Origin of the sequence: Clostridium sp. AF32-12BH (assembly GCF_003477935.1) — a bacterium.
In the GTDB taxonomy this organism is placed as follows: Bacteria; Bacillota; Clostridia; order Lachnospirales; family Lachnospiraceae; genus Brotaphodocola.
Window position 1 is genome coordinate 41909 of record NZ_QUEH01000008.1, and the last position, 20336, is coordinate 62244.

At 43.2% G+C, this 20336-nt stretch carries 19 protein-coding genes; 16 read left to right on the plus strand and 3 right to left on the minus strand.

Annotation, left to right across the window (positions count from 1 at the left end; translation table 11 throughout):
• Nucleotides 1-88 precede the first annotated feature (88 nt).
• The 3 genes from ahpC to DWZ40_RS09490 all read left to right on the plus strand — a co-directional run bounded on the left by ahpC (nt 89) and on the right by DWZ40_RS09490 (nt 3879).
• Complete coding sequence (ahpC, locus tag DWZ40_RS09480; RefSeq protein WP_118542815.1) at nt 89-652, plus strand: alkyl hydroperoxide reductase subunit C; 564 nt, start codon at nt 89-91, stop codon at nt 650-652.
• Complete coding sequence (locus DWZ40_RS09485; protein WP_118542816.1) at nt 652-2274, plus strand: FAD-dependent oxidoreductase; 1623 nt, start codon at nt 652-654, stop codon at nt 2272-2274. The genes ahpC and DWZ40_RS09485 overlap by 1 nt, the downstream gene beginning before the upstream one ends.
• Before the next feature lie 306 nt (nt 2275-2580).
• Nucleotides 2581-3879 (plus strand): DUF3854 domain-containing protein, encoded by a 1299-nt coding sequence (locus tag DWZ40_RS09490; RefSeq protein WP_182431700.1) that lies wholly within the window; start codon nt 2581-2583, stop codon nt 3877-3879.
• A 72-nt stretch (nt 3880-3951) separates the two neighbouring features.
• Here the strand turns inward: DWZ40_RS09490 and DWZ40_RS09495 are convergent, their stop codons facing one another.
• Nucleotides 3952-4353: a hypothetical protein gene (locus DWZ40_RS09495; RefSeq protein ID WP_118542818.1), complete on the minus strand. Its 402-nt coding sequence runs from the start codon at nt 4351-4353 to the stop codon at nt 3952-3954.
• Nucleotides 4354-4484: 131 nt separating this feature from the next.
• On the opposite strand from DWZ40_RS09495, the gene DWZ40_RS09500 reads away from it, so the two are divergent.
• From DWZ40_RS09500 to DWZ40_RS09515, 4 genes are all read left to right on the plus strand, one after another.
• Nucleotides 4485-4658: a helix-turn-helix transcriptional regulator gene (locus DWZ40_RS09500; protein ID WP_243032099.1), complete on the plus strand. Its 174-nt coding sequence runs from the start codon at nt 4485-4487 to the stop codon at nt 4656-4658.
• A 309-nt stretch (nt 4659-4967) separates the two neighbouring features.
• On the plus strand, nt 4968-5708 hold the full coding sequence (locus DWZ40_RS09505) for a metallophosphoesterase (protein ID WP_118542820.1): 741 nt from the start codon (nt 4968-4970) through the stop codon (nt 5706-5708).
• Between the two features lie 456 nt (nt 5709-6164).
• The gene (locus DWZ40_RS09510; RefSeq protein WP_118542821.1) at nt 6165-7007 is read left to right on the plus strand and encodes a hypothetical protein; all 843 of its coding nucleotides are present in this window, start codon (nt 6165-6167) and stop codon (nt 7005-7007) included.
• Between the two features lie 20 nt (nt 7008-7027).
• Nucleotides 7028-7465 carry a DUF1810 domain-containing protein gene (locus DWZ40_RS09515; protein ID WP_118542822.1) on the plus strand — a complete coding sequence of 146 codons (438 nt, stop codon included), beginning with the start codon at nt 7028-7030 and terminating at the stop codon, nt 7463-7465.
• A 388-nt stretch (nt 7466-7853) separates the two neighbouring features.
• Here DWZ40_RS09515 and DWZ40_RS09525 read toward each other — a convergent pair whose 3' ends face one another.
• Both DWZ40_RS09525 and DWZ40_RS09530 read right to left on the minus strand, forming a co-directional pair.
• The gene (locus DWZ40_RS09525; RefSeq protein WP_118542824.1) at nt 7854-8354 is read right to left on the minus strand and encodes a hypothetical protein; all 501 of its coding nucleotides are present in this window, start codon (nt 8352-8354) and stop codon (nt 7854-7856) included.
• Nucleotides 8355-8380: 26 nt separating this feature from the next.
• On the minus strand, nt 8381-9772 hold the full coding sequence (locus DWZ40_RS09530; protein ID WP_118542825.1) for a hypothetical protein: 1392 nt from the start codon (nt 9770-9772) through the stop codon (nt 8381-8383).
• A 678-nt stretch (nt 9773-10450) separates the two neighbouring features.
• On the opposite strand from DWZ40_RS09530, the gene DWZ40_RS09535 reads away from it, so the two are divergent.
• The 9 genes from DWZ40_RS09535 (at nt 10451) to dnaX (ending at nt 20244) form a co-directional block, all read left to right on the plus strand.
• Complete coding sequence (locus DWZ40_RS09535; RefSeq protein ID WP_118542826.1) at nt 10451-13066, plus strand: ATP-dependent helicase; 2616 nt, start codon at nt 10451-10453, stop codon at nt 13064-13066.
• A 163-nt stretch (nt 13067-13229) separates the two neighbouring features.
• Complete coding sequence (locus tag DWZ40_RS09540; protein WP_118542827.1) at nt 13230-13670, plus strand: hypothetical protein; 441 nt, start codon at nt 13230-13232, stop codon at nt 13668-13670.
• A gap of 98 nt (nt 13671-13768) precedes the next feature.
• The gene (locus DWZ40_RS09545) at nt 13769-13993 is read left to right on the plus strand and encodes a DUF3791 domain-containing protein (protein WP_118542828.1); all 225 of its coding nucleotides are present in this window, start codon (nt 13769-13771) and stop codon (nt 13991-13993) included.
• A gap of 66 nt (nt 13994-14059) precedes the next feature.
• On the plus strand, nt 14060-14539 hold the full coding sequence (locus tag DWZ40_RS09550; RefSeq protein WP_243032091.1) for a DUF3990 domain-containing protein: 480 nt from the start codon (nt 14060-14062) through the stop codon (nt 14537-14539).
• The gene (locus DWZ40_RS09555) at nt 14524-14760 is read left to right on the plus strand and encodes a hypothetical protein (RefSeq protein ID WP_118542829.1); all 237 of its coding nucleotides are present in this window, start codon (nt 14524-14526) and stop codon (nt 14758-14760) included. The genes DWZ40_RS09550 and DWZ40_RS09555 overlap by 16 nt, the downstream gene beginning before the upstream one ends.
• Before the next feature lie 309 nt (nt 14761-15069).
• A complete protein-coding gene (locus DWZ40_RS09560) occupies nt 15070-16767 on the plus strand; it encodes a hypothetical protein (protein WP_118542830.1) in 1698 nt (565 codons plus the stop codon).
• Nucleotides 16764-17750, plus strand: coding sequence for a hypothetical protein (locus tag DWZ40_RS09565; RefSeq protein WP_118542831.1), 987 nt, complete (start codon nt 16764-16766; stop codon nt 17748-17750). The genes DWZ40_RS09560 and DWZ40_RS09565 overlap by 4 nt, the downstream gene beginning before the upstream one ends.
• Nucleotides 17735-18646: an AAA family ATPase gene (locus tag DWZ40_RS09570; RefSeq protein ID WP_118542832.1), complete on the plus strand. Its 912-nt coding sequence runs from the start codon at nt 17735-17737 to the stop codon at nt 18644-18646. The genes DWZ40_RS09565 and DWZ40_RS09570 overlap by 16 nt, the downstream gene beginning before the upstream one ends.
• A complete protein-coding gene (dnaX, locus tag DWZ40_RS09575) occupies nt 18643-20244 on the plus strand; it encodes a DNA polymerase III subunit gamma/tau (protein ID WP_118542833.1) in 1602 nt (533 codons plus the stop codon). Before DWZ40_RS09570 ends, dnaX begins: the two co-directional genes overlap by 4 nt.
• Nucleotides 20245-20336 lie beyond the last annotated feature (92 nt).

Consider the following 20336-nt stretch of genomic DNA (forward strand, 5'->3'; position numbering starts at 1 on the left):
TCTATGCAAACGTCATTGTTGCAGCGCGGTCTCCGCATAACTTGATGTGCTTCTGGGAACCATTACTCCATAAAGGAGGACTGCGAAGATGTCAATGATCAACAAAGAAATAAATGATTTTTCTGTTCAGGCTTATCAGAATGGTGAATTTAAAACCATAACCAAAAACGATATCATGAAAGAATGGAGTCTCTTTTTCTTCTATCCGGCAGACTTTACCTTTGTATGCCCTACGGAGCTGGAAGATCTTCAGAACAAATATCCAGAGTTTCTAAAAGCAGGATGCGAAGTTTATTCGGTCTCTACAGATTCTCATTTCGTACACAAAGCATGGCACGATCACTCTGAGCGAATTGGTAAGATCGCATACCCAATGCTGGCCGATCCCGCTCATGTATTATGTAAGGACTTTGGGGTATTGATTGAGTCCGATGGAATGGCCGAGAGAGGAAGCTTCATCGTAAATCCAGAGGGAAAAATCGTTGTATACGAAATAAATGCGGGCAATGTTGGCCGTAATGCGGATGAACTGTTTCGCCGCCTTCAGGCATGCCAGTTCGTAGCAGAACATGGCGATCAAGTATGCCCGGCCAAATGGCAACCTGGTGCAGAAACCTTAAAACCAAGCCTTGATCTGGTAGGTATGCTCTGATGGAAAAGGAAAATTTCTATGATGTAGTAGTGATCGGCGGAGGGCCGGCCGGACTGACCGCCGCATTATATCTTGCACGTGCCCGCTATCGTGTCCTTATCCTTGAAAAAGAGAAATTCGGCGGCCAGGTCACCATCACTGATGAAGTGGTAAATTATCCAGGCATTGAGAAAACCAGCGGGAGAGCACTGACAGAAACCATGCGCAGACAGGCCGAGTTTTTTGGAGCTGAATTTCTATTAAGGGAAGTTACTGCGCTAAAAAAAGAAGAAACTGCATCCGGAGCAGAACTCTGGGAAAGCACTACAGACAAGGACAGCTTCCAAAGCTTTGGAATTCTGCTTGCAACAGGCGCCCATCCAAGAATGATCGGCTTTCCAGGTGAGGCAGAGTTCCGCGGTCATGGAGTAGCTTACTGTGCAACCTGTGACGGAGAATTCTTCTACGGGAAAGAAATCTTTGTAATCGGCGGAGGATTTGCAGCGGCAGAAGAGAGTGTATTCCTCACCAAATTCGCAAGCCATGTGACCATTTTGATCCGAGACGATGATTTTTCCTGCGCAAAAGCTGTTGCAGAAGCAGCCAAAAATCATCCTAAGATTACCGTCCTGACAAATACCGAAGTTATTTGTGTTGAGGGTGACCACATGCTGCGCAGGATCTGCTACAGAAATAGAAATACCGGAAAGGAAACTCTCTTTGATTCTGCAAATGACACGTTCGGAGTGTTTGTATTTGCAGGTTATGAGCCAAACACATCACTGGTAAAAGAACTGGTAAATCTGGATCCCCATGGATATGTGATAACCGATAAGAGCCGGCAGACCAGCTGCCAAGGAATTTATGCAGCCGGTGATGTGTGCCAGAAAAATCTGCGCCAGGTAGTAACGGCAGTGGGAGATGGTGCTACCGCCGCTACGGAGCTGGAAAAATATGCGGCTGCCATGCAGGGAAGAACCGGTATCCATGCAAAACAGGCGGTTAAAAAAGGTGCCGCGCCAGATGTAAAATCCTCAAATAGTTTTTTCTCACAGGATATCATAAACCAGTTAAATACGGTATTTGCCAAAATGGAACGGAAATTGCAGCTTGAGCTGCATCTGGATTCCCGGCCCGTGAGCCAGGAATTAGAAAATTATATGACAGAACTGGCAAAATATACAGATAAGTTGACTGTGCACGAACGCGTCCCTTCTGCAGAGACCGGTGCTTCGCTTCCTTTTGTGGATGTATTAACCGAAAGCGGAGAGCAGACAGGGCTGGCTTTTCACGGCGTCCCTGGAGGGCATGAATTTACGTCCTTTATTCTGGGATTATATAATGCTGCAGGGCCTGGGCAGCCACTTGATCCTGTAATAAGAGAAAAAATACTGGCAATCCAGCATAACGTTCATCTGCAGGTCCTGGTATCACTTTCCTGTACCATGTGCCCGGATCTTGTGACGGCCGCACAGAGGATTGCTTCCCTAAACCCTCTCGTAACGGCTGAAGTATATGATATTGCCCATTTTCCAGATTTAAAAGAAAAATATCATGTTATGAGCGTTCCCTGTCTGATTATCAATCAGGATAAAACCTCATTTGGCAAAAAGAACATCCAACAGATATTGGAATTAATCTGACTGGTCTGCATCTCTTAACCTTCCCATGAGTGTTTAACTTGCAGTCCTTTCAAAGGCTTTCCCTTCGCCGAACAGGGTTTCAGCGCTGTTGACAAGCATTTGTGAAGCAGATATAATAAAACGGTACTCATTTTTTTCAAATATAATTCGCTATGTGAAAGGCATACGATCTCATCCGGGATTGATATGCCCTTTTTTATGCGAAAATGATGCCGACAGGCAATCATATGCGTCAGCAGGACTGACATACTCCGCTACATGGCGGTAAAAAGCAAACAAATATCATATTTACAGGAGGAGAAGAACATGAGCGATGCATGGAAAGGGGTAAGCAGGGCCAGAAAATGCCCCATTTGTCAGCATGAAGACTGGTGTGGCTATTGGACACCGGAAGATTACGGTGGTGAGCTCATCTGCTGCCAGCGTGATAAAGAAAAGTGCAATATGATCGGTTCCGATGGCCAGGAATATGTGTTCATCGGAAGCGCAAAAGGTTCCGGCAGTTCCATCTATGAAGAACGCACTCAGTACGAACTGCTCCGGAAAAAGAAAACCGGAATGAATTATTCGCATATTTCAAAACCACAAAAAAGGGAACTGAAACCGGTTGATCAGATTGTGCCCAAAAACAATGAAAACTGCAGCAGTATTTACACCTATATGCAAAATCTTCTGATCCTTGACCCGGCACACAAGGCTTATCTTCATAGCCAGGGTTGGACGGATGAACTGATTGAAAAGCATCATATTGTATCATTTCCAGAAGAGGACAGCCTGCGGGTAAAGTACCATAACCGATACCGCACCAGAAATATAACCAGAGCCAGGCTTGCAGATCTAATTCTACAGAAATTTGGATCAAATTCACTCGAAGGAATTCCCGGGGCGTATTTAAAAGGAGAGCAGTGGACCTTTGCCGGCCCAAGTGGACTGGTATTTCCGATGTATGACCTCGATGGGAACACCTTTCGTCTTCGGATCCGGAAAGATTTTTCTGACATTGATGCAACCGTGATCACTTCCGGCCAGGATCGTTTCTACTATGCCGAAGGTAAAAAATATTTCATCAGCATGAAGGGAGTTTACTTTGTAACCCCTGGAGGAGAGAAAGAATTTCTCCCGCAAAAAGGAAAATACAGAACCCTGGCTTCCTACTATCAGGATTCTCAGGCTGCAACACGTGGAATATTGGCCAACATCTATAAAAAGGGCTGCGCGGCTGCAAACCAATGCAGTTTTTACGGCCTTCCTTTTGCCAAAACATCCTCCCTTTGGTACATCACGGAGGGTGAGCCAAAAGGACTATTTGCATCCAACGCCTTATCGACTCCGGTGGTAACTCTTCCCGGGGTCAATTCCTATTCTCTTATTTTAGATGACGGTGTCCTTTCTCAAATGAAAGAACTGGGAATGAAAATGGTTGTTGTTGCATTTGATGCAGACAAGCTTCATAATGAGCGGGTTTTATCGTGCGAAAAATCACTGGCAGACGGACTAAAAACCGCTGGCATCCCAGTCGTAATTGCAAACTGGAAAGAAGAAAATGGAAAAGGTATTGATGATCTTCTGGCATCCGGGGGAGCACCTCAATACTGCATTTATTAAGAGAATTCAATGAAAGGTCCATCTCATTAGTGTTTTGCTAATAGGATGAACCTTTTCTCATCCATTCAATTCTTAATCTTCTTCAGGAATACCATATATGAGAGTAAGTTCCACCTCATCAGCTCCAGACCACTTGTTTACAGCAATGTGGTCTGCGAATGCTATTGCCATGTGCATTTGTTTCTGGTTTGCAGTGATATCAACGCCATACTTGCTCCTTAATGTTACTGTCATACCGCCACACGCATCCTGATCAATTTTAAGGCAGCATCCGGAAACAGCAGCAAATTCATTAAGAATCGGGAAAAGAGCCTCATTAAACCATTTTTTAAATTTCATGACCTTTTTCTCTTCTTTTTCCTCTTTTATTTTTTCAATAGCTTCCTTGGCAAATACCGCTTCCTCATAAGACAGCCCATCCACCGCATCATACAAATCATTCGATGTTTCATTACTATAGTCAAATTCCTGCATATTCTCTTACCTCCTTCTAACCAGTATACAACATTGTGCATATATGCACAATGTTGATTTATCCGTAATTCAGCTATGATTGTTCTTAGGAGGACTTTTCAATGGTTGATTACAGCCCGTTATGGGACACGATGCAGAAACGCAAAATTACACAGTATACTCTGTTGAAGGATAAGGTCCTTGACAATCATACGCTTGACCGGCTCAAAAAAGGCCAAAATATAACCTTGGTAACATTAGAACGCATATGCAAATATCTGTCCTGCACGCCCAACGATGTCGTATCATTTACAGATGATGCATGAAAAATCTGCCACTTTCTTTGGAAGTTTACGTTTACGCTGTAAATGTAAACTTTTTTATTTCTAAACTTTGATGCAGACAACAAAGTAATTTTAGCGGGTATGTCTGTTATGGGCATATCCTCTTTTTGTTTTGCCAATCAGCCTCCTGGCCTAAGCCGGCCAGATGTAGGTGAATGCAAATCGAATTGACACTCCCGAAGCAACCCATTATACTAAAAATATCGTTGAGCATCCTCCCCATATAACATCGCAGTTTGTATTGTCCGGCCTGCTCAGCAAACATTCATTTTAAATGGAGGCTCAGAAAACATGGCACTATATGCTCTGGGAGATATGCATCTGGCCTTTTCCGTAGACAAACCTATGGATAGATTCGGGAAAGTCTGGAAAAAGCATGAAGAAAAACTCGAAAAGAATTGCAGAAAACTGATTGGAAATGAAGATACATTTGTCATCACTGGAGATCATTGCTGGGGCAAAAATCTGTCCGAAGCAAAAACAGATCTTGCTTTTATCGCAGATCTTCCCGGAAATAAGATTTTGCTGCGGGGAAATCACGATATGTTTTGGGATGCCAAGAAAACTGCAGTTCTAAATCAAGAATATGAACCACAGCTGCATTTCCTGCAGAATAATCACTATCATTACCAGGATTATGCCCTTGTAGGAACAAAAGGATATACCTTTGAGGGACCATTCTACATCAATTCAAAAGGGCAGATTGTCGGATGGGATGAAGCCAATGAGAAACAGGCCAAAAAGCTGGTAGCGCGGGAAGCGGAACGATTGCGGATTTCTTTTGAAAGCGCCAGAGAGGCCGGCTTCCGTAAATATATTATGTTTCTCCACTATCCGCCAACAAATATCGTGGAAGAGGAGAGTATCTTCACGCGGATGGCCGAAGAGTACGGAGTGGAGCATGTTGTATATTCCCACTGCCACGGAGAGTCCCGTTACGGCGACAGTATCCACGGAGTTCACCATGGGATCCGGTATCACCTGGTTTCTGGAGACTACCTCAATTTTAAGCCTGAAAAGATCCTGGATTAGATCTTCCACTGGAACGGTAGAATAGCATTATTTATGGAATTTTTCTTTCTATATGCTATAATCGTTGCTCATCTCCATAAAAGTTTACGTTTACGACGTAAACGTAAACTTTTTGTTCTAAAATGCCTAAACAACTCCAAATCAAAAATATTTGCCGTACTTGTCTGCTGAATTATCACATGTGGGAATCAGTGACCACGTGCACTTTAAATTCAACATATATCGTGAAATTCATTGTGTATTCGCCTAATTGCAAAGTAAAATTGATGCTGCATGATATAGCCTTGGGCAAAAATGTCCAGGGCTATTTTTATTTACATTTCTCGCAATAAAAAGTTTACGTTTTTCACTAAAAATAAACTTTCTATTGTTATGTGGCCTGTATGATGCTATAATACAATTAAAGTAAACGTATATAATGTAAACGTAAACATTTATATCAATCAGGAGCATCCCATGGAAGAAATCAAAGAAAAATCTGCCAAAAAGCCGGTCAGCATGCGCTTGACCGCAACAGCATCGGAACGGCTGATGCACATCATTGATCTGTATAAAAATCTGGAAGACCCAAAAGGCGAGCAGCAGGAGAATGCTATTCTGCGCATTCTTGATATTGCAGAGTCCGACAATATCAGAGGGACACATCCTGAGTTAGAAGGCCCCTTACTGGCAGTTGAAGCCACGATCTCTACATTAATTAAACAACTTAATGGTATAGCAGTCGGCCAGGATGCCAAAATTTCTAGGCTTCAGGAAGCATTAAATGCTGCGATTACAGAAAAAGAACAGGCTATTGCAAAGGCCCAAATTGATATGGATAGGGCCCAGCAAAATACTGATTTGGCTAACAGACTCCAAAAAGAGGCCATGGATACGATGAATAAAGCAGAGGAGGATGCCGCTGCCCAGATTGAAGCCATAAAAAAAGAAACCACTGCTCAAATTGAAAAAGTAATGAGTGAAAAAGAGCATGCATGCCGTGAGCGTGATGATGCCCGCACGATTGCCAATGAAAAAACTGCCAGCAATGATCTTCTTCTCAAAAAAATGACTGGTATGGAAGCCGATCTGGAAAAATACAAGGATTTACAGGAGCAGTACAAAGAGCTCCAGGACAAATTTTCAGCCCTACAGTCTCAGTTAAATGAAAGCAAATTGCGTGCGGAAATTGATAAAGAGCGCGCCGTCATGGATAAAGAGCGTGAAATGCAGGAGCGTATCAGAGAAGCGGATAGAGAAAATGCAAAGCTGCAGGCAAAAATTGAACAACTGTCACCTGCAGAAGCCTCGCCAAAGTAAATATTTTTAAGGAGCCATTCATGAAAAAATCATTAGATCGTTTCCTAATAGCACAGCAGAATTACTATCATGACGCTTATGAGGAATTAAAGGTAGGTAAAAAGAGAAGCCATTGGATGTGGTTCATATTCCCCCAGATTCGTGGTCTCGGATACAGTAATATGGCGATATACTATGCCATTGAAAGTCGTGAGGAAGCTGAAAACTATATTACGGATCCAACCCTCGGCCATAATCTGATTGAAATATCCACTGTCCTGCTGGAAATTAAAGACAACGATGCAAAGAAAGTAATGGGTGAACCAGATGATAGAAAGCTCCAGTCCTGTATGACCCTATTTGATACTGTAGCTCCGGAAATTGATGTATTTGAAAAAGTACTCAAAAAATTTTTCGGTGGAGAAAGAGATAATAGGACCCTGGAAATTCTGCAGAGTTGTGATCATAGGAATGAATAACTGAGTCAATCAACATATAAAAGCACATTTTCATTCTTGCATAAGCAAAGGCTACCGCCTAACAAATACCAGGACGGCAGCCTTTGCGATTATTCCTAGAAGCCCACTTTTTATCATTTATTGAATTTTCTTTTCTCAATGTAATAACACAAACTTATTAGGTAACCAACCACTCCAAAGGAGAAACACTTCATTATTCCGTATGGGAGTCGTCTCAAAAGATACGTCGGAATTTCAGATAATCTGAAAAAGGTGAAATGCCCCGTCATAAATATCATAAATAGATATAGCAACATTCCACATAGAAATCCCTTAGCTGCACTCTTCAATTTCTTATTACAAGAAATCATCTTAACTGCCTCCCTTCAAATTTGAAGTTGCTGAGGTTTCAGTTAAGTTCATTTCCTTCAGCATCAATAAAAACGTACTCCGATGGGACAGATGAACAATAGAACACATACGGATAGGCATCTTTTTCTATCATTTCTTCATGTGTACCTGCTTCATCCGTAATTTTTACAGAAACACAATTTGGATTGTTCACAATAAAGGCATACCCACGATTCCAGTTCAAAACAGCAATATCCATGAAAGGAGACATCGGTTTGTATGTCCGAACATAAGCATATTCTGCTTCTCCTTTGATTTCTACTTCCATAGGAAGGTAGTAATGCGTCTGATATTGATTGCCAGAAATAAACCAAACGAGTGCCGTATCATCTACGGTACACATACCTCCATACTGCATATCAATCGTATCCGCATCGGAAACTGGAATTTCTTCTCTGGCTTTTTCTATCAGTTCATCCGTACCTTTATATGTCTTTGTACAGCCTGAAATAGAAAAACATAATATGCAAGTCAGTAAAATGCATGTGATTCTTTTCATAAAAAACACCTCTGCAACTCCCTATTTTACATTCCTAAGCCGACAGAATTCTCACGTTCTCCCTCCGGTAACACCTGCAGCGCATCCTGCACAGTACTGAACACACGCTCATTCAGCCAGCCTCCCTGTTTTCTGTTCTGGGCCGCAGATATCACTGGGTACTGCCAGATGGTCTTTTGATGGGTGTAATTGAGCCAGGAATCAATCCACCAGTCACTTTCCTTTGCCTTGATTTCGTAAGCCACGTATCCGCGGCAGTTTTCCCCGCGATGTGGCATGGAAAATTCTGCAAAAATGCTGGCATACTGCTGGCTTCCGTAAAATGGAAAATTCTGGTTGGTATCGTATGCTTCATTTTGTAAAGACGCATACTCTGCGGTGTAAGAAGTCCCATCCTTATCGTAAAGGACCTGGCCGGTAAGTTCTCCCTGGGCAGTCCAACCGCCGTTCAATTCCTGGTATGCAGGATTGATCTGCACTGCCTCTGTCCCGCGAAAGCCCGAATTTCCGTTCCATAAGAAATGATGGATTACCTTCCACTGCCCTTCCTGTTCCAGTTCCACTGCCACGCCGTCAAGCTGCAGCCGCTCATCCCCGTCCCGCAGCAAATCATCGCTTTGATTCAGCAAAATCTGTCTGGCATTTTTGCATGCCAGAATATCTTCTTCCTTTAAATCATGCAAAATCTCTTCCGGAAAACCCAGGGATAACAGATGTGCTTTGATTTCTTCACTCGCCGAATCCTGCGTTTCTTTTGCAGTTGTCCACGCCATGTGATAGGAACCAAAACATGTATAGCCGATGAGCAGGCCTGCCGCAGTCAGAATTGCTGCTCCCGCTGCGTATCTTCCATCTGAAATCCGCACCGGATGCTCTTCCAGTACATATTCGGCCTGTTCCAGTTTTTCTGCTATATTCTTTAACTCCACAAGGATTCCAATATATGCGGCAACGATCGCCAGGCCAAGAATCCAGCCCTCATATTCCCGAACCGCAAGCACGGTCACCACCACATACCAGATGATGATATGGAGCACGACCTCATTTTTTATTTCCGCCTTACGCTTTTCCAGTTCCTCACGCATACCAAGGAAGAGACAAACCATCAGAAAAACCGGCAAAATTCCGCCACAGAAAACAATCACTTTCCATACATATGAAACATAAATTTTCTCCCGTTCGAGCACACTTCCAATCACAATGTTCACGATGGTAATCACAACTTTGAGCGCGGCGCCTGCGTATCCGGCTTTCAGCCAGCGGTTTTCCAGTCTCAGTTTTCGGAATCCCGTAAACAGCAAAAGGGCACCAAGGAAGGGAAGAATCTGATTGAGAAAGAGAAAATTCAATGTAATCCCAAAGAGACCCATTCCAATCAGAATCTTCTCATATGTCTGTTTCCAGAAACTCTCTTCCATGTAATCGCCCCTTTTTCAAATTATTTGTTATAAATATGGTAGCACAAAAGTGAACCTTTATCTTTAATTCTCCATTACAAAACTATTAATTATAACAAACGATAACCAGATATTCATACAGCGATAAACGGGCATTCATAGGAATATTGACTTTTCGATGAAAATATAATAAAATGTAGGCAGCTAAGAAATGTGATGATTTCCCATGCGGCAAAACGAAAACCCCAGAGGGTGCCTCCTCTGGGGTTTTCTTGTTCATTACGGCGAACCGACCGTTTAGGCTGTTGCTGCCTATTTATCTCTGTCCAGCCATTTGCATATGTAGTAGCTAACTACACCTGCTAAAACAGAGACAAAAAATGTGATGATAAAATCTCCCATCCGACTCACCTCCTTTCTGCTGGAGGTTCGGCAGCCTTTTTAGCATAGCACATTTCTTCCCATTAATCTACATAAGTTGTCATACCATCATCTGATAATCCTTGATTTGCCCCAAATCCAATGGTAAAATACTCATAGATTCTTTCATTTCAACAACATTTGTCTCTGACAAAGCGCACGCCATTTTATGACCGAATGAGTGGGGGAATTCTGGAAAAATAAACAGAATAATATGTACGTTGGAGGAACTTCCTTTGGGAGGTTCCTTTTTTCGTGCCCAAAAGGAGGACTTAGCCTATGAAACTTACAATCAGGGATCTTATCCGGCTTCGCCACTGCGAAAGCCACTACCGTCTCGGAAAGCTGGGATTATATGCTGCATCAAAACGTACCCAGTTTTTTTATCAAAAGAAGGACTCTTTAATTTTAGCATTATCCAAAGGGCCTACTTCATTTTCAGAAGCACTCGAAAAAGCATTTCTGGAATACAGCAGAGACTGGTTCCTTAATAACCGCCAGTATGAAACCTGCCGGGATCAGGACCTTGCCAGGTGGCATCGCTTTGCTGACTGGTTCTTTGAGCAGGGTTATCAGATTTTGAAGACCAGGCTCTGCTCAGCGATTTCAGTCAATACAAGCTGCAACCACGTAGCGGTGTCTGAATTATCTGCACAAGCAGATCTGGTTCTTAAAAAGGGGGAGCATGTCTATGCTTTAAGTATTTTCCCGAATGAACCACAGTATTCTGTGAGAGCCAGGAAGCAAGAGACCCAGGCATATTACAGCCTGGAACTGTTATCACAATACCTGATCAGCGCTCCAGCCTATGGACAGGAAACGATTTCCATGATCTGCTACTTAAAATCCAAAGAGGATAAGGCTGATTTTCTGGCCTCACAGTATACGGAAGGGAAATGCTATCTTCAAATGGGATACGGCGGGATAGCGGAGGCCACCCAGGCTCTCCTGAGCACGATCCAGCTTTCCGTACCTCAAAAATGTGAATACTGCCGCTATACAGATGTATGCCATCAGCAGAATACTTCCGCATTGGCACCGGAAAAACAACCAGAAGAAACTTCCATCCCTGTTCCAGCGGAAACAGTCGATTTAGAGAAAGGACTGACACCGGAGCAGCGGAGAGTTGTTGAACACATGGATGGCCCTATGGCAGTCATCGCGGTACCTGGTGCCGGCAAGACTCACTGTCTGATTGCACGTATGGTACGAATGATCAAAAACGGGATTTTGCCGGAACAAATTCTTTTTGTCACCTTCACCAAAAAGGCCGCTGGCGAAATTCTGGAACGTGCCAGACGGGTGCTCGGTGAAGAAAGTGCATTGCCGGCCATCTTTACCTTCCACAGCCTTGGCTACACGATTCTTCGCAAACATGAGGACTTCATAGGAAAATCCTTAAAAATTGCAGAGAAGGTAGACTACTATCGTCTGATTTTGCAGATCATTGATGAAATCTCTCCATTGTCCGGCATTGACTATGACGGACTCACCGGTGATTTCGGCCTGCTGAGCAGGATTTACAACGCTGTACTTTCCATTGAGAAAGACGGACTGGAAGAGTGGAAAAAACATGCGGATTTTCCTGATCCGGATGGTTTAGGGTGCCTTTATCAGAAACTGAAGGAACGAATGAAAGAAGAGGGGTATATCTGCTTTGATGAACAGATCCAGCTTACCAACCAACTGTTTAGCGAATATCCAGATGTATTAAAAAGCTATCAGCAGCGTTTTCGCTATGTAATGATTGATGAATTCCAGGATATCTCGTCAGATCAGGTCGATCTGGTATACGCCATCGCATCCCATGGAAATATTGTGGTTGTGGGAGACGATGATCAGAGTATTTATTCCTGGCGCGGAGGAAGCAACTATTACCTGCTTCATTTTCAGGAGATGTGGAGCAACAGTAAAATCGTGATTCTTCCAGATAATTTCCGGTCGGTAGACCACATTTTGGAAGCTGCAAATGCGCTGATTGCCAATAATACGAATCGGTATCGCAAATCTCTGCGTTCCCATCACCGCGCTACGGTTCGGCCGATTTATCGGAAAAATGTTCTGGTAGATACCATCCGGGATCTGGTTGCATCCGCAGAACGCTCTGGTTATAAACCTGGAGATATTGCCATCATTGCGCGCAAAAATAAAGCGCTGGAAAAGATCAAAAAAAGTTTAGATGGTTTTTACCTTGCAACTTCACCCAAAACATTACTCATAAAGGATGAGGTATTTATTGCCATTCGTGACACATTTTCTCTCTACGTGACCAATTTTCATGATCCACTGGCGCTTTACAGACAGCTGAAACGTAATGGATATGAACTGGACATTCCTGTCGAGCGAGACCACATGTTGGAAAGCTTCTTAAAATATTTCAATCTTCCAGAACCAGATTTATATGATCCGGATCTGCTTGAAATATATGAAGCATCCGGCAGTCCCGGTATCGCACTTGCCAGGACACTTTCTTCCTGTAAAAAACTTCTGTATGCCCAGGATCTGTCCGATGCCGTTCGGTCCATTTACCAGTTTCTCTGGCAGAAGAAGGAACATCCGGCAGTAGAAGAGTTGTGCTCCCGCATCGAAATGCGGGCTATCAATACGGCTTCCGAATTTCTTAACCATATGAATGCCATGATCGAATTTTCTGATACAGCAGAGGTTGAATATCCCGCAAGCCCCGATACGATTACCCTTCTTACTGCTCATAAATCAAAAGGGAAAGAATTTCCCACCGTAGTAATTTATGGAGTAGAAGAGTTTGAAGAATCAGAAGAGGGCCGGAACCTACTGTATGTTTCCATGACCCGGGCCAAACGAAACCTCTTTCTTTTGCAGGGTAGTTTTTCCGATGCCCCACTGTATCCGGAGTTTAAAAACTATGTCGATTGACCGCTGCCGCGGCATCTTGTTCACGCACAGATATTGTGTTAAGATGGGGTATGGAAATAGTGGGGGGAGAATTACATAGCTCCCGGTCACCATAGAACCCTTGATCAAAAAAAATACTATATGGCATATACGGAAAGTAAAAATAACCAGGAGGAAAAGGATTATGAAATTTGAGTGGATTGAAGAAGGGGACGGCCGTTACCGTGTCCAGTTTTTTGACATGGATGAAAAGAAGGTATTCGACATTAAGATTACCGACTATAGTGATCCGTACTGGCAGCAATCAGACCTGGAACGGAAGATTCGTCGCGAATGCTGCTATGACGTTATCTTCTATGCCGGACACCGCAAGAGCTACTCTGACAACCCGAATTACGAAACGGAATACGGTTTTCAGGGTAAATCAGAACATGACATAATATATATCCGGGAACTGTGCAAAAATTTTATAGCAGATTCCTATGTTTTTGATTACGAAAAAGCATTGCGCGGCCTTCAAAAGAGGAAGGCAATGTCAGATTGGTTTCTGGCCAGTGGTTATACCGGAGATTATGAAGGAAAGCAGGAATATAAAAGATCTATTGTAGTTGACGAGCTTGACTAAAAAGCTTACTAAATTGGTTGCCACATCGTCATCTTGTTCACGCGCAGATATTATGTTAATATGGAGTATAGAAATAGCTCGGAAAGGAGGATTTCGCGATGAGCGAAAAAGAAGAGATCATATTCATGCAGACCCGATTGGTACGTTTAGCATCAAAGGAATGGCATCTTCCTGTGGATGAGATTTTTAACATCTTCGGAAAAGCAGATGTACTTGGCTATATCGAAAAATGTTATGGGATTTTTCACTGCGAAGGAGATGATGCTGTATTAGAAGACATCACGGAATTTCTTCAAAGAAAGGGGATCCAAATTAGTTCTTGATTTTACAGATGGGCTTATCCTTTACCATGGCAGCTATTGTGAGGTAAAGAAGCCTTTATTGGAAAGATGCGCCAGACGAAAAGACTTTGGACCACCTCCAAGGACCAGGCTATTCGTTTTCTCAAGACTTCCATTGCTAAAGCATTCGCAAATGGAAGCATTAAAGAGAATCAGGATTATGGCTATCTTTCCATCTTTCAGTTAAGACCTTCACCAGAATTATCCACATATGCATTTGATGATGCAAATGTGGAATGGCTGCACTGTGTTGCGGCTCATCGAAAAAGACTTTTGTTTCTGGATGTTGAAGATACTATGGCAAAATATGATATTATTGCTGGGAAAATTGCGGATGACGCGACAAATGCAACGCTGGCTGCATACCTAGTCGGCGCCTTTGGAATAGCCGGAAGCAAAGAAGCTGATGATTTTTGTATTAAACAGCTACTTCCGAATAAGTTAAAGGATCAGTATTGTTTTAAAACAACTGCAGCGCTTGATTGCCTGCATTTTGTGGAAAGCGAGAAAATATGGCTGAAGAAATGATTTCAAAAGAGCGAATAGACTATACGATTGACCTTCTTATTACCATGGCCGTCGAAGAAATTGCAGAAGATACAGGAAAAAGTCCAAAGGAAATATTGCCGGAATTTTATTCTTCCAAAACCGGCAAGGCACTTTACGATGAGCAGACCCGATTATGGTGCAATGGCCCATCCTATATTGCCGAATTATACATGGACGAACTCTCCAAAAGAAAGATTTGAGAAAAAGCTGTTTCTAACGTATTATGCGTTTGAAACAGCTTTTCTGATTAACAGACCTCCCGGCACTAAGGCTCCTTCTTTTCTGTCCATTCTTAGCTCCTTCTTTTCTGTCCATTCTTGGCGTTGCGCTCACCTTTGATCTATGTTAAACTATCCTTGATAAAATTTATTTCAAACACAATAGACTCTGTCTTCGTTTCAAGCACATTGCTTATTAAAAGGGGATGAGTCTGCACAGATGCGGACCAAATTAGAGGAATTCTAATTTGGTCTTTTTTTGTGCATTCACAACAAAGAGAGGAGGAACCTATGGCTATTTTACAACTGCCGTACAATTTGTCTGCGCTATTCAATTTCAATGAACCAGACACAAATGAGGGGGCGATGGAATCTTCGGATGAAGATTTTTTCGACCTTTTTGATTTTCTGCCAGAAAATACGGTGACTACCAATTATCTGGCCAAAGGAGAGGACCGGATCCAGTCACTGCTCCGGATCAAAACCCGCCGGACTTATTCCATGAATGACTTTTTCAAATTATTTTCCAGAGACCAATTCTGGAAAAAGAGCAACAGCCGAAAAGATTTCACGGAATATCTGATCAAGACCTACTGGAAAAAGGTGATCGATCCTTTTGTAAATACCCTTTACAAAGATTTTCTGGCCGGTCAGATCACGGAACAGGAGATTTCTGAAAAACTGCAGGAGATTCTGGGATTTAGCATTTCTCTATCGCAATGCCATGATGAGCAGGTAACGAGGCTGGTTGGAGCAACCGGTATGCCAACGGACTGTATTTTTCAAATGACTGTATTTGAAAATGAATACTTTCTGGTCTTCGGAAAACTAAAGCCCAGAAACCGGAACCGCAAAATCTATTTGAAAGACGATAAGAGAAAATGTATCTTATGGGATTCCTATTATCTTGCAACACTGGCAGTCATAGAACGTATCCGGATTGAATACAAGCGCTACATCCATTCCATTGAGTCTAAAGACCATGACCTGGTCTATATGTCCATTCTGGATGAAATTGCCCGTAGATACCAGGCTTTTGGGAAAATGTGTACCGTATATGCTTATGAAAAAGAGCAGGTTTTGTATCCAGAAGTCATGCAATTTTTTGACAAGCTGGAAATTCCTGTAAAGGAGCGAATAGCCGGCCAACAAGCGCACGGAATTATATTTCAATTTTCACTCCTGCAGCAGATCCTGCCGATCTTAAATCAGTATTCTATCAGCACAGTGGATTTTCTATGTAATGATAATATTCCAGAGGGATATCTCATCATTATAAAAGCCCTGATGGAACAGCACAAAATGCAGGAAGCGGATGAGCGCTATCATCGAAATAACACAGAGGTAGCCAATGCATTTATGACCAAAAAGAATATTCCGCCAAAGCATCAGGATTACATGAAAGAGAGCCGTTTCTTAACAGTTTACCGCTATATAGAGGTAGACGAAGACTGTGATCTTGACAAAATGCAGGAACTGGAAAAAGAATTTCTTGCTCTTGGGGATATTTTGGGAAAGCATCCCTATGATGCTTCCATTCGTTTCCGCAAGCTTGGCCGACACCATGCTTCCGGCCTTTATTCCCCGGCCTACCAGTGCGTATGCATTGATGTCCGCTCCCCTAGCAGCTACGTCCACGAATTTCTGCACATGTACGATCACTTTCATGGAATGCTGAGTGAAGGCTATGATTTCAAAGAAATCCGGCTTCAGTATGAGGCCTGCCTGCAGGAATATCTTTCGGATTGTGAAGATCCGGATTTAAAAGCACGGCTGAATGGAAACAGCAAATACAACCTGGATTACTATTTGGTCCCAACGGAAGTGTTTGCCCGCTGCGGGGAACTGTATTTTACGCGTTTTCGTGGTGTAGATAATTCTCTTCTGAAATTTGAAAGAGGATTTGACTATCCGGAAAACGAAAAATTATTGGAGCTGATCAAAAAATATTATGATCAGCATTTTTTAACGGAGGAGATATCATTATGAAGAAATTTTTTATCAAGGACCTGGCCAACATGGTCGAAAAGGAAATTGCAACGGAGTTTTTACTTCGGAATGTCAAATTGTCGATCGCGGATGGCCGGCGCTGGCAGGACCTTACGCTCAGTGATAAGAGTGGTATTGTATACGGAAAATGCTGGTCCGAACACATCTCGGATGAAACGGATAACTATGTTGGAAAAATTGTCCGTGTTGTCGGAAAAGTTGAGCTTTTCCGGGAGCAGTGTACGCTGCGGATTGTCCGGATCAGTCCGGCTGAAACATACGATCCGGCAGATTTCCGGGTTACTTTGTCCAGCTACGATGTAGAACAAAGTATCACCCTCTTAAAAAAACTCCTCGATGAAATTGAGGATCCCAAATTGTATAGTTTATGCTGCGCTGTATTCGGTATGGGGACTGCCAGATACGAACGGTTTTTGGAATTCCCACTGACCGAGGAAGCCACACATCCATACTTTGGCGGTTTTTTAAAGCATACCATCAATGTTGCAAACCTGGCTGATATGGCGCTTACTATCTGCGAAGGCAGCCCAAATGAAGTGATCCGGCCGGATCCATCGCTGGTCATTGCCGGTGCGCTTCTTCACGCAAGCGGCGTGCTTTCCCAGCTCACACTCAGCGCTGCGGAAGGCATCTTCACGGACCGGGCCCGCCTTTTGAGTTCCTCCACAGATGCGGTTTTAATGGCAGTCTGCACAAACAGCCGATTAGAACAGGAGAAACGAGTTACGGATATGTCCGCACTTTTACATATTCTGGAAGCTGCCAATGGAACGACACCGCCTAAAACCAAGGAGGCAGTTATTGTCACCAACGCAGTACGAATGAGCAAAGAGCTGAATTCTATCGATCAGATCTTTTTCGAGTCTGACCGTATGCATCCGACCGATAAGACCCGGAAAGCTTTCTGCGACTATCTGGGTTATGAGGTCTTTCGAGGAGGAGAGGAATGTTTGAAAAACTGATTTTAAACCCATATGTGAAAAATGCTCTGAAGCAATACATGGACAAAGGACAAAAAAATGCTCAGCATTTAATTCTGTCAGGCCCTCAGGGTACTGGAAAGCGGACCTGTGCAGATATCCTGGCACACTTTCTCCTGGACATCAGACTTGATAAGCCACTCCATTCCTGCGCAGATTTTTTCTGTCTGGACTGTGACCAGGCAAGCATCAAATTGTCTGATACGGAGGACCTAAGAGAATTTATTTCCTATTCCAGTACTGTGCGCCGCGTTGTTTTGATTGATAATGCGAATCAGATGACCCCAAACGTGGCCAACAGCCTGCTAAAAGAGTTGGAAGACGGGCAATGTGTATTCATTTTTATAGCACACAAGCCTTTGATCCGCACGGTATGCAGCCGATGCTTTGAAATCCGTTTTCTTCCGGTAAATGAAGATGATATGGCACAGTTTTTTATGGAACAGGGAGATCTTGTATCATTAGAGGTGGTTACAGCTTCTAATGGCTGTCCCGGACTATTCCGACAGCTAAATGCTGATGACGCTTTCATATCTATGACCGCCAGAATGATAAAAGCACTGAACCAACAAAATCATGCGGATCTTCTGTCAACCTTCGGTCTCCTGAAAGAAAAAGACGAATTTGCTTTGGAAGCATTTTCACCGGCCGCCCGTCTGGCAATCGTGAGGCTTTTGGAAGCCATCTATGCAGATCAATACCTGCATAAACTTGTTGGAAGCAAATTATTCCCGTATATGACGGAACTGCCTATTTCTGCTAAACAGGCTTACCAGATTTCTGAACAGGCACACAATATCCGGGGCAAAAAGCTACTCTACACAAAACATGATTTTCTGGAACTCCTGTTCCAGATGATGAAAGAGGGGGAATTATGACTCTTTATACCAAGATACGCCCAAAAACCTTCGATGAGGTAAAGGGGCAGGAATTTACTGTAAATAATCTGAGAATGCAGTCCATCCGCGACAAATTCTTTCAGGTAATTATTCTGGCCGGGCAGTACGGGGCCGGGAAAACAACACTTGCCAGGATCGTGGCCACGGCAGCAAACTGTAAAAACAAAGATAAGAATGGAAACCCTTGCGGTACCTGTGATGGATGCAGATCTATATCTAGTGGATCTGTAGACTTTCTGGAAATCGACGGTGCCAGTAACACCGGAGTTGATCATGTAAGGGACCTGACAGACTGGCTACACGAGCGCCCACTCGGAAAGCGGAAAATCGTTATCATTGATGAGGTACACATGCTTTCCCGTCAGGCTTTCAACGCCCTTTTAAAAACACTGGAGGAACCACCAGCTTATGCACTGATCATTCTTTGCACAACAGAAGCAGACCGGATCCCGGCAACCATCCGGTCGCGATCTGCCTGCTATACCATCACGCAGATCCCAGAGGCCATCATCTGTGAACATCTTCTTGAAGTTGCGACAGAATTTCAAATCCGTATTCAGCCGGAAGCTGCAGAACTGATTGCTTCCTATTCTGGTGGTGCGATGCGAAATGCCTTAAAACTGCTGGAACAGCTATCAAATGGCGAAGATGAAATCACGGCTGATGTCGTTCGATCTGTTCTCGGGATGTCTGAAAAAGATGAGCTGCTCCGAATCATCCAAGCGATGCTTTCTGGAAATTACACAAAGCTGCTGGAATCTTTAAATTCCATTGCCAAAAGCGGAAAATCTCTTCTAAGCCTTACGGAAGAGCTCCTAAATGAATCCACATCCTTGCTGCTGGCCAAAACAGGGCAGCCATCATCATCTTCAGCTATCGCAGAAAACTATACACTAGAACGGCTTTGCGAGCTGTCTGCTAAAATAAACTGGCTGAATGATGAACTAAAAAATGCTGCCGGCAGCGGAATAGCAGCCTATATCCATGCGACAAAAGATCTGAACACTGGTGAATCAGGTCTTGCTGGAAAATTAAAATCATTGGAAGATCAGATGTTCAGGCTGTCTGCCGAACTAAAGTCTATAAAATCCGTCGGATTTTCGAAACCGGTCGATACGGCTCTGGAAGCAGAAACCAATATCCCGATAACTTCCAATAGCTCTGCTCAGCCCGACTTACCCGAGGAGAGTGTACCTGTTTTAATCACTCCTTCCAAAACCTCTGAAGTTGCGCAAACAGAAACTACAGATTTTGACGCACTTTTTGGTGACTGGGGCTTTGACTCCTTTGATAATACGGACGAACCCGGATTTTTTGAAAGTGCAGAGGAAACTGGCACTTCTTTCCAAGAGACAGCAACAGTTTCTGAAACTTCTGCGGCTCTTTCTGCGGGAGAACTTGCACAAAAAAGTTTGTCCGAGAGAATCAGCAATGACCCTGTCATAAAGGAAAAACTTCTTTCTGCTGAGTGGATCACGCAGGAAGAGAACCTTTTACTTAAGGTGCTGCCAGAATACAAAGAAGATATCCTGTTATTTATTGCTGCAAGTGGCATAAAAAACATTACAATCTGCTAACTACACAGGGACCATGAACCGCAATTGTTTATGGTCCTCATGAATACTTATCACACATGATTACGGAACTATACTGTAAAAAATTTTATTTA

Coding starts and splice junctions, on each gene's coding strand:
- DWZ40_RS09565 (WP_118542831.1), top strand. CDS start 16,764: ATGAAGAAATTTTTTATCAAGGACCTGGCCAACATGGTCGAAAAGGAA.
- DWZ40_RS09530 (WP_118542825.1), bottom strand. CDS start 9,772: ATGGAAGAGAGTTTCTGGAAACAGACATATGAGAAGATTCTGATTGGA.
- DWZ40_RS09570 (WP_118542832.1), top strand. CDS start 17,735: ATGTTTGAAAAACTGATTTTAAACCCATATGTGAAAAATGCTCTGAAG.
- DWZ40_RS09485 (WP_118542816.1), top strand. CDS start 652: ATGGAAAAGGAAAATTTCTATGATGTAGTAGTGATCGGCGGAGGGCCG.
- DWZ40_RS09495 (WP_118542818.1), bottom strand. CDS start 4,353: ATGCAGGAATTTGACTATAGTAATGAAACATCGAATGATTTGTATGAT.
- DWZ40_RS09500 (WP_243032099.1), top strand. CDS start 4,485: ATGCAGAAACGCAAAATTACACAGTATACTCTGTTGAAGGATAAGGTC.
- dnaX (WP_118542833.1), top strand. CDS start 18,643: ATGACTCTTTATACCAAGATACGCCCAAAAACCTTCGATGAGGTAAAG.
- DWZ40_RS09525 (WP_118542824.1), bottom strand. CDS start 8,354: ATGAAAAGAATCACATGCATTTTACTGACTTGCATATTATGTTTTTCT.
- DWZ40_RS09505 (WP_118542820.1), top strand. CDS start 4,968: ATGGCACTATATGCTCTGGGAGATATGCATCTGGCCTTTTCCGTAGAC.
- DWZ40_RS09545 (WP_118542828.1), top strand. CDS start 13,769: ATGAGCGAAAAAGAAGAGATCATATTCATGCAGACCCGATTGGTACGT.
- DWZ40_RS09560 (WP_118542830.1), top strand. CDS start 15,070: ATGGCTATTTTACAACTGCCGTACAATTTGTCTGCGCTATTCAATTTC.
- DWZ40_RS09510 (WP_118542821.1), top strand. CDS start 6,165: ATGGAAGAAATCAAAGAAAAATCTGCCAAAAAGCCGGTCAGCATGCGC.
- DWZ40_RS09540 (WP_118542827.1), top strand. CDS start 13,230: ATGAAATTTGAGTGGATTGAAGAAGGGGACGGCCGTTACCGTGTCCAG.
- DWZ40_RS09535 (WP_118542826.1), top strand. CDS start 10,451: ATGAAACTTACAATCAGGGATCTTATCCGGCTTCGCCACTGCGAAAGC.
- DWZ40_RS09490 (WP_182431700.1), top strand. CDS start 2,581: ATGAGCGATGCATGGAAAGGGGTAAGCAGGGCCAGAAAATGCCCCATT.
- DWZ40_RS09555 (WP_118542829.1), top strand. CDS start 14,524: ATGGCTGAAGAAATGATTTCAAAAGAGCGAATAGACTATACGATTGAC.
- ahpC (WP_118542815.1), top strand. CDS start 89: ATGTCAATGATCAACAAAGAAATAAATGATTTTTCTGTTCAGGCTTAT.
- DWZ40_RS09515 (WP_118542822.1), top strand. CDS start 7,028: ATGAAAAAATCATTAGATCGTTTCCTAATAGCACAGCAGAATTACTAT.
- DWZ40_RS09550 (WP_243032091.1), top strand. CDS start 14,060: ATGCGCCAGACGAAAAGACTTTGGACCACCTCCAAGGACCAGGCTATT.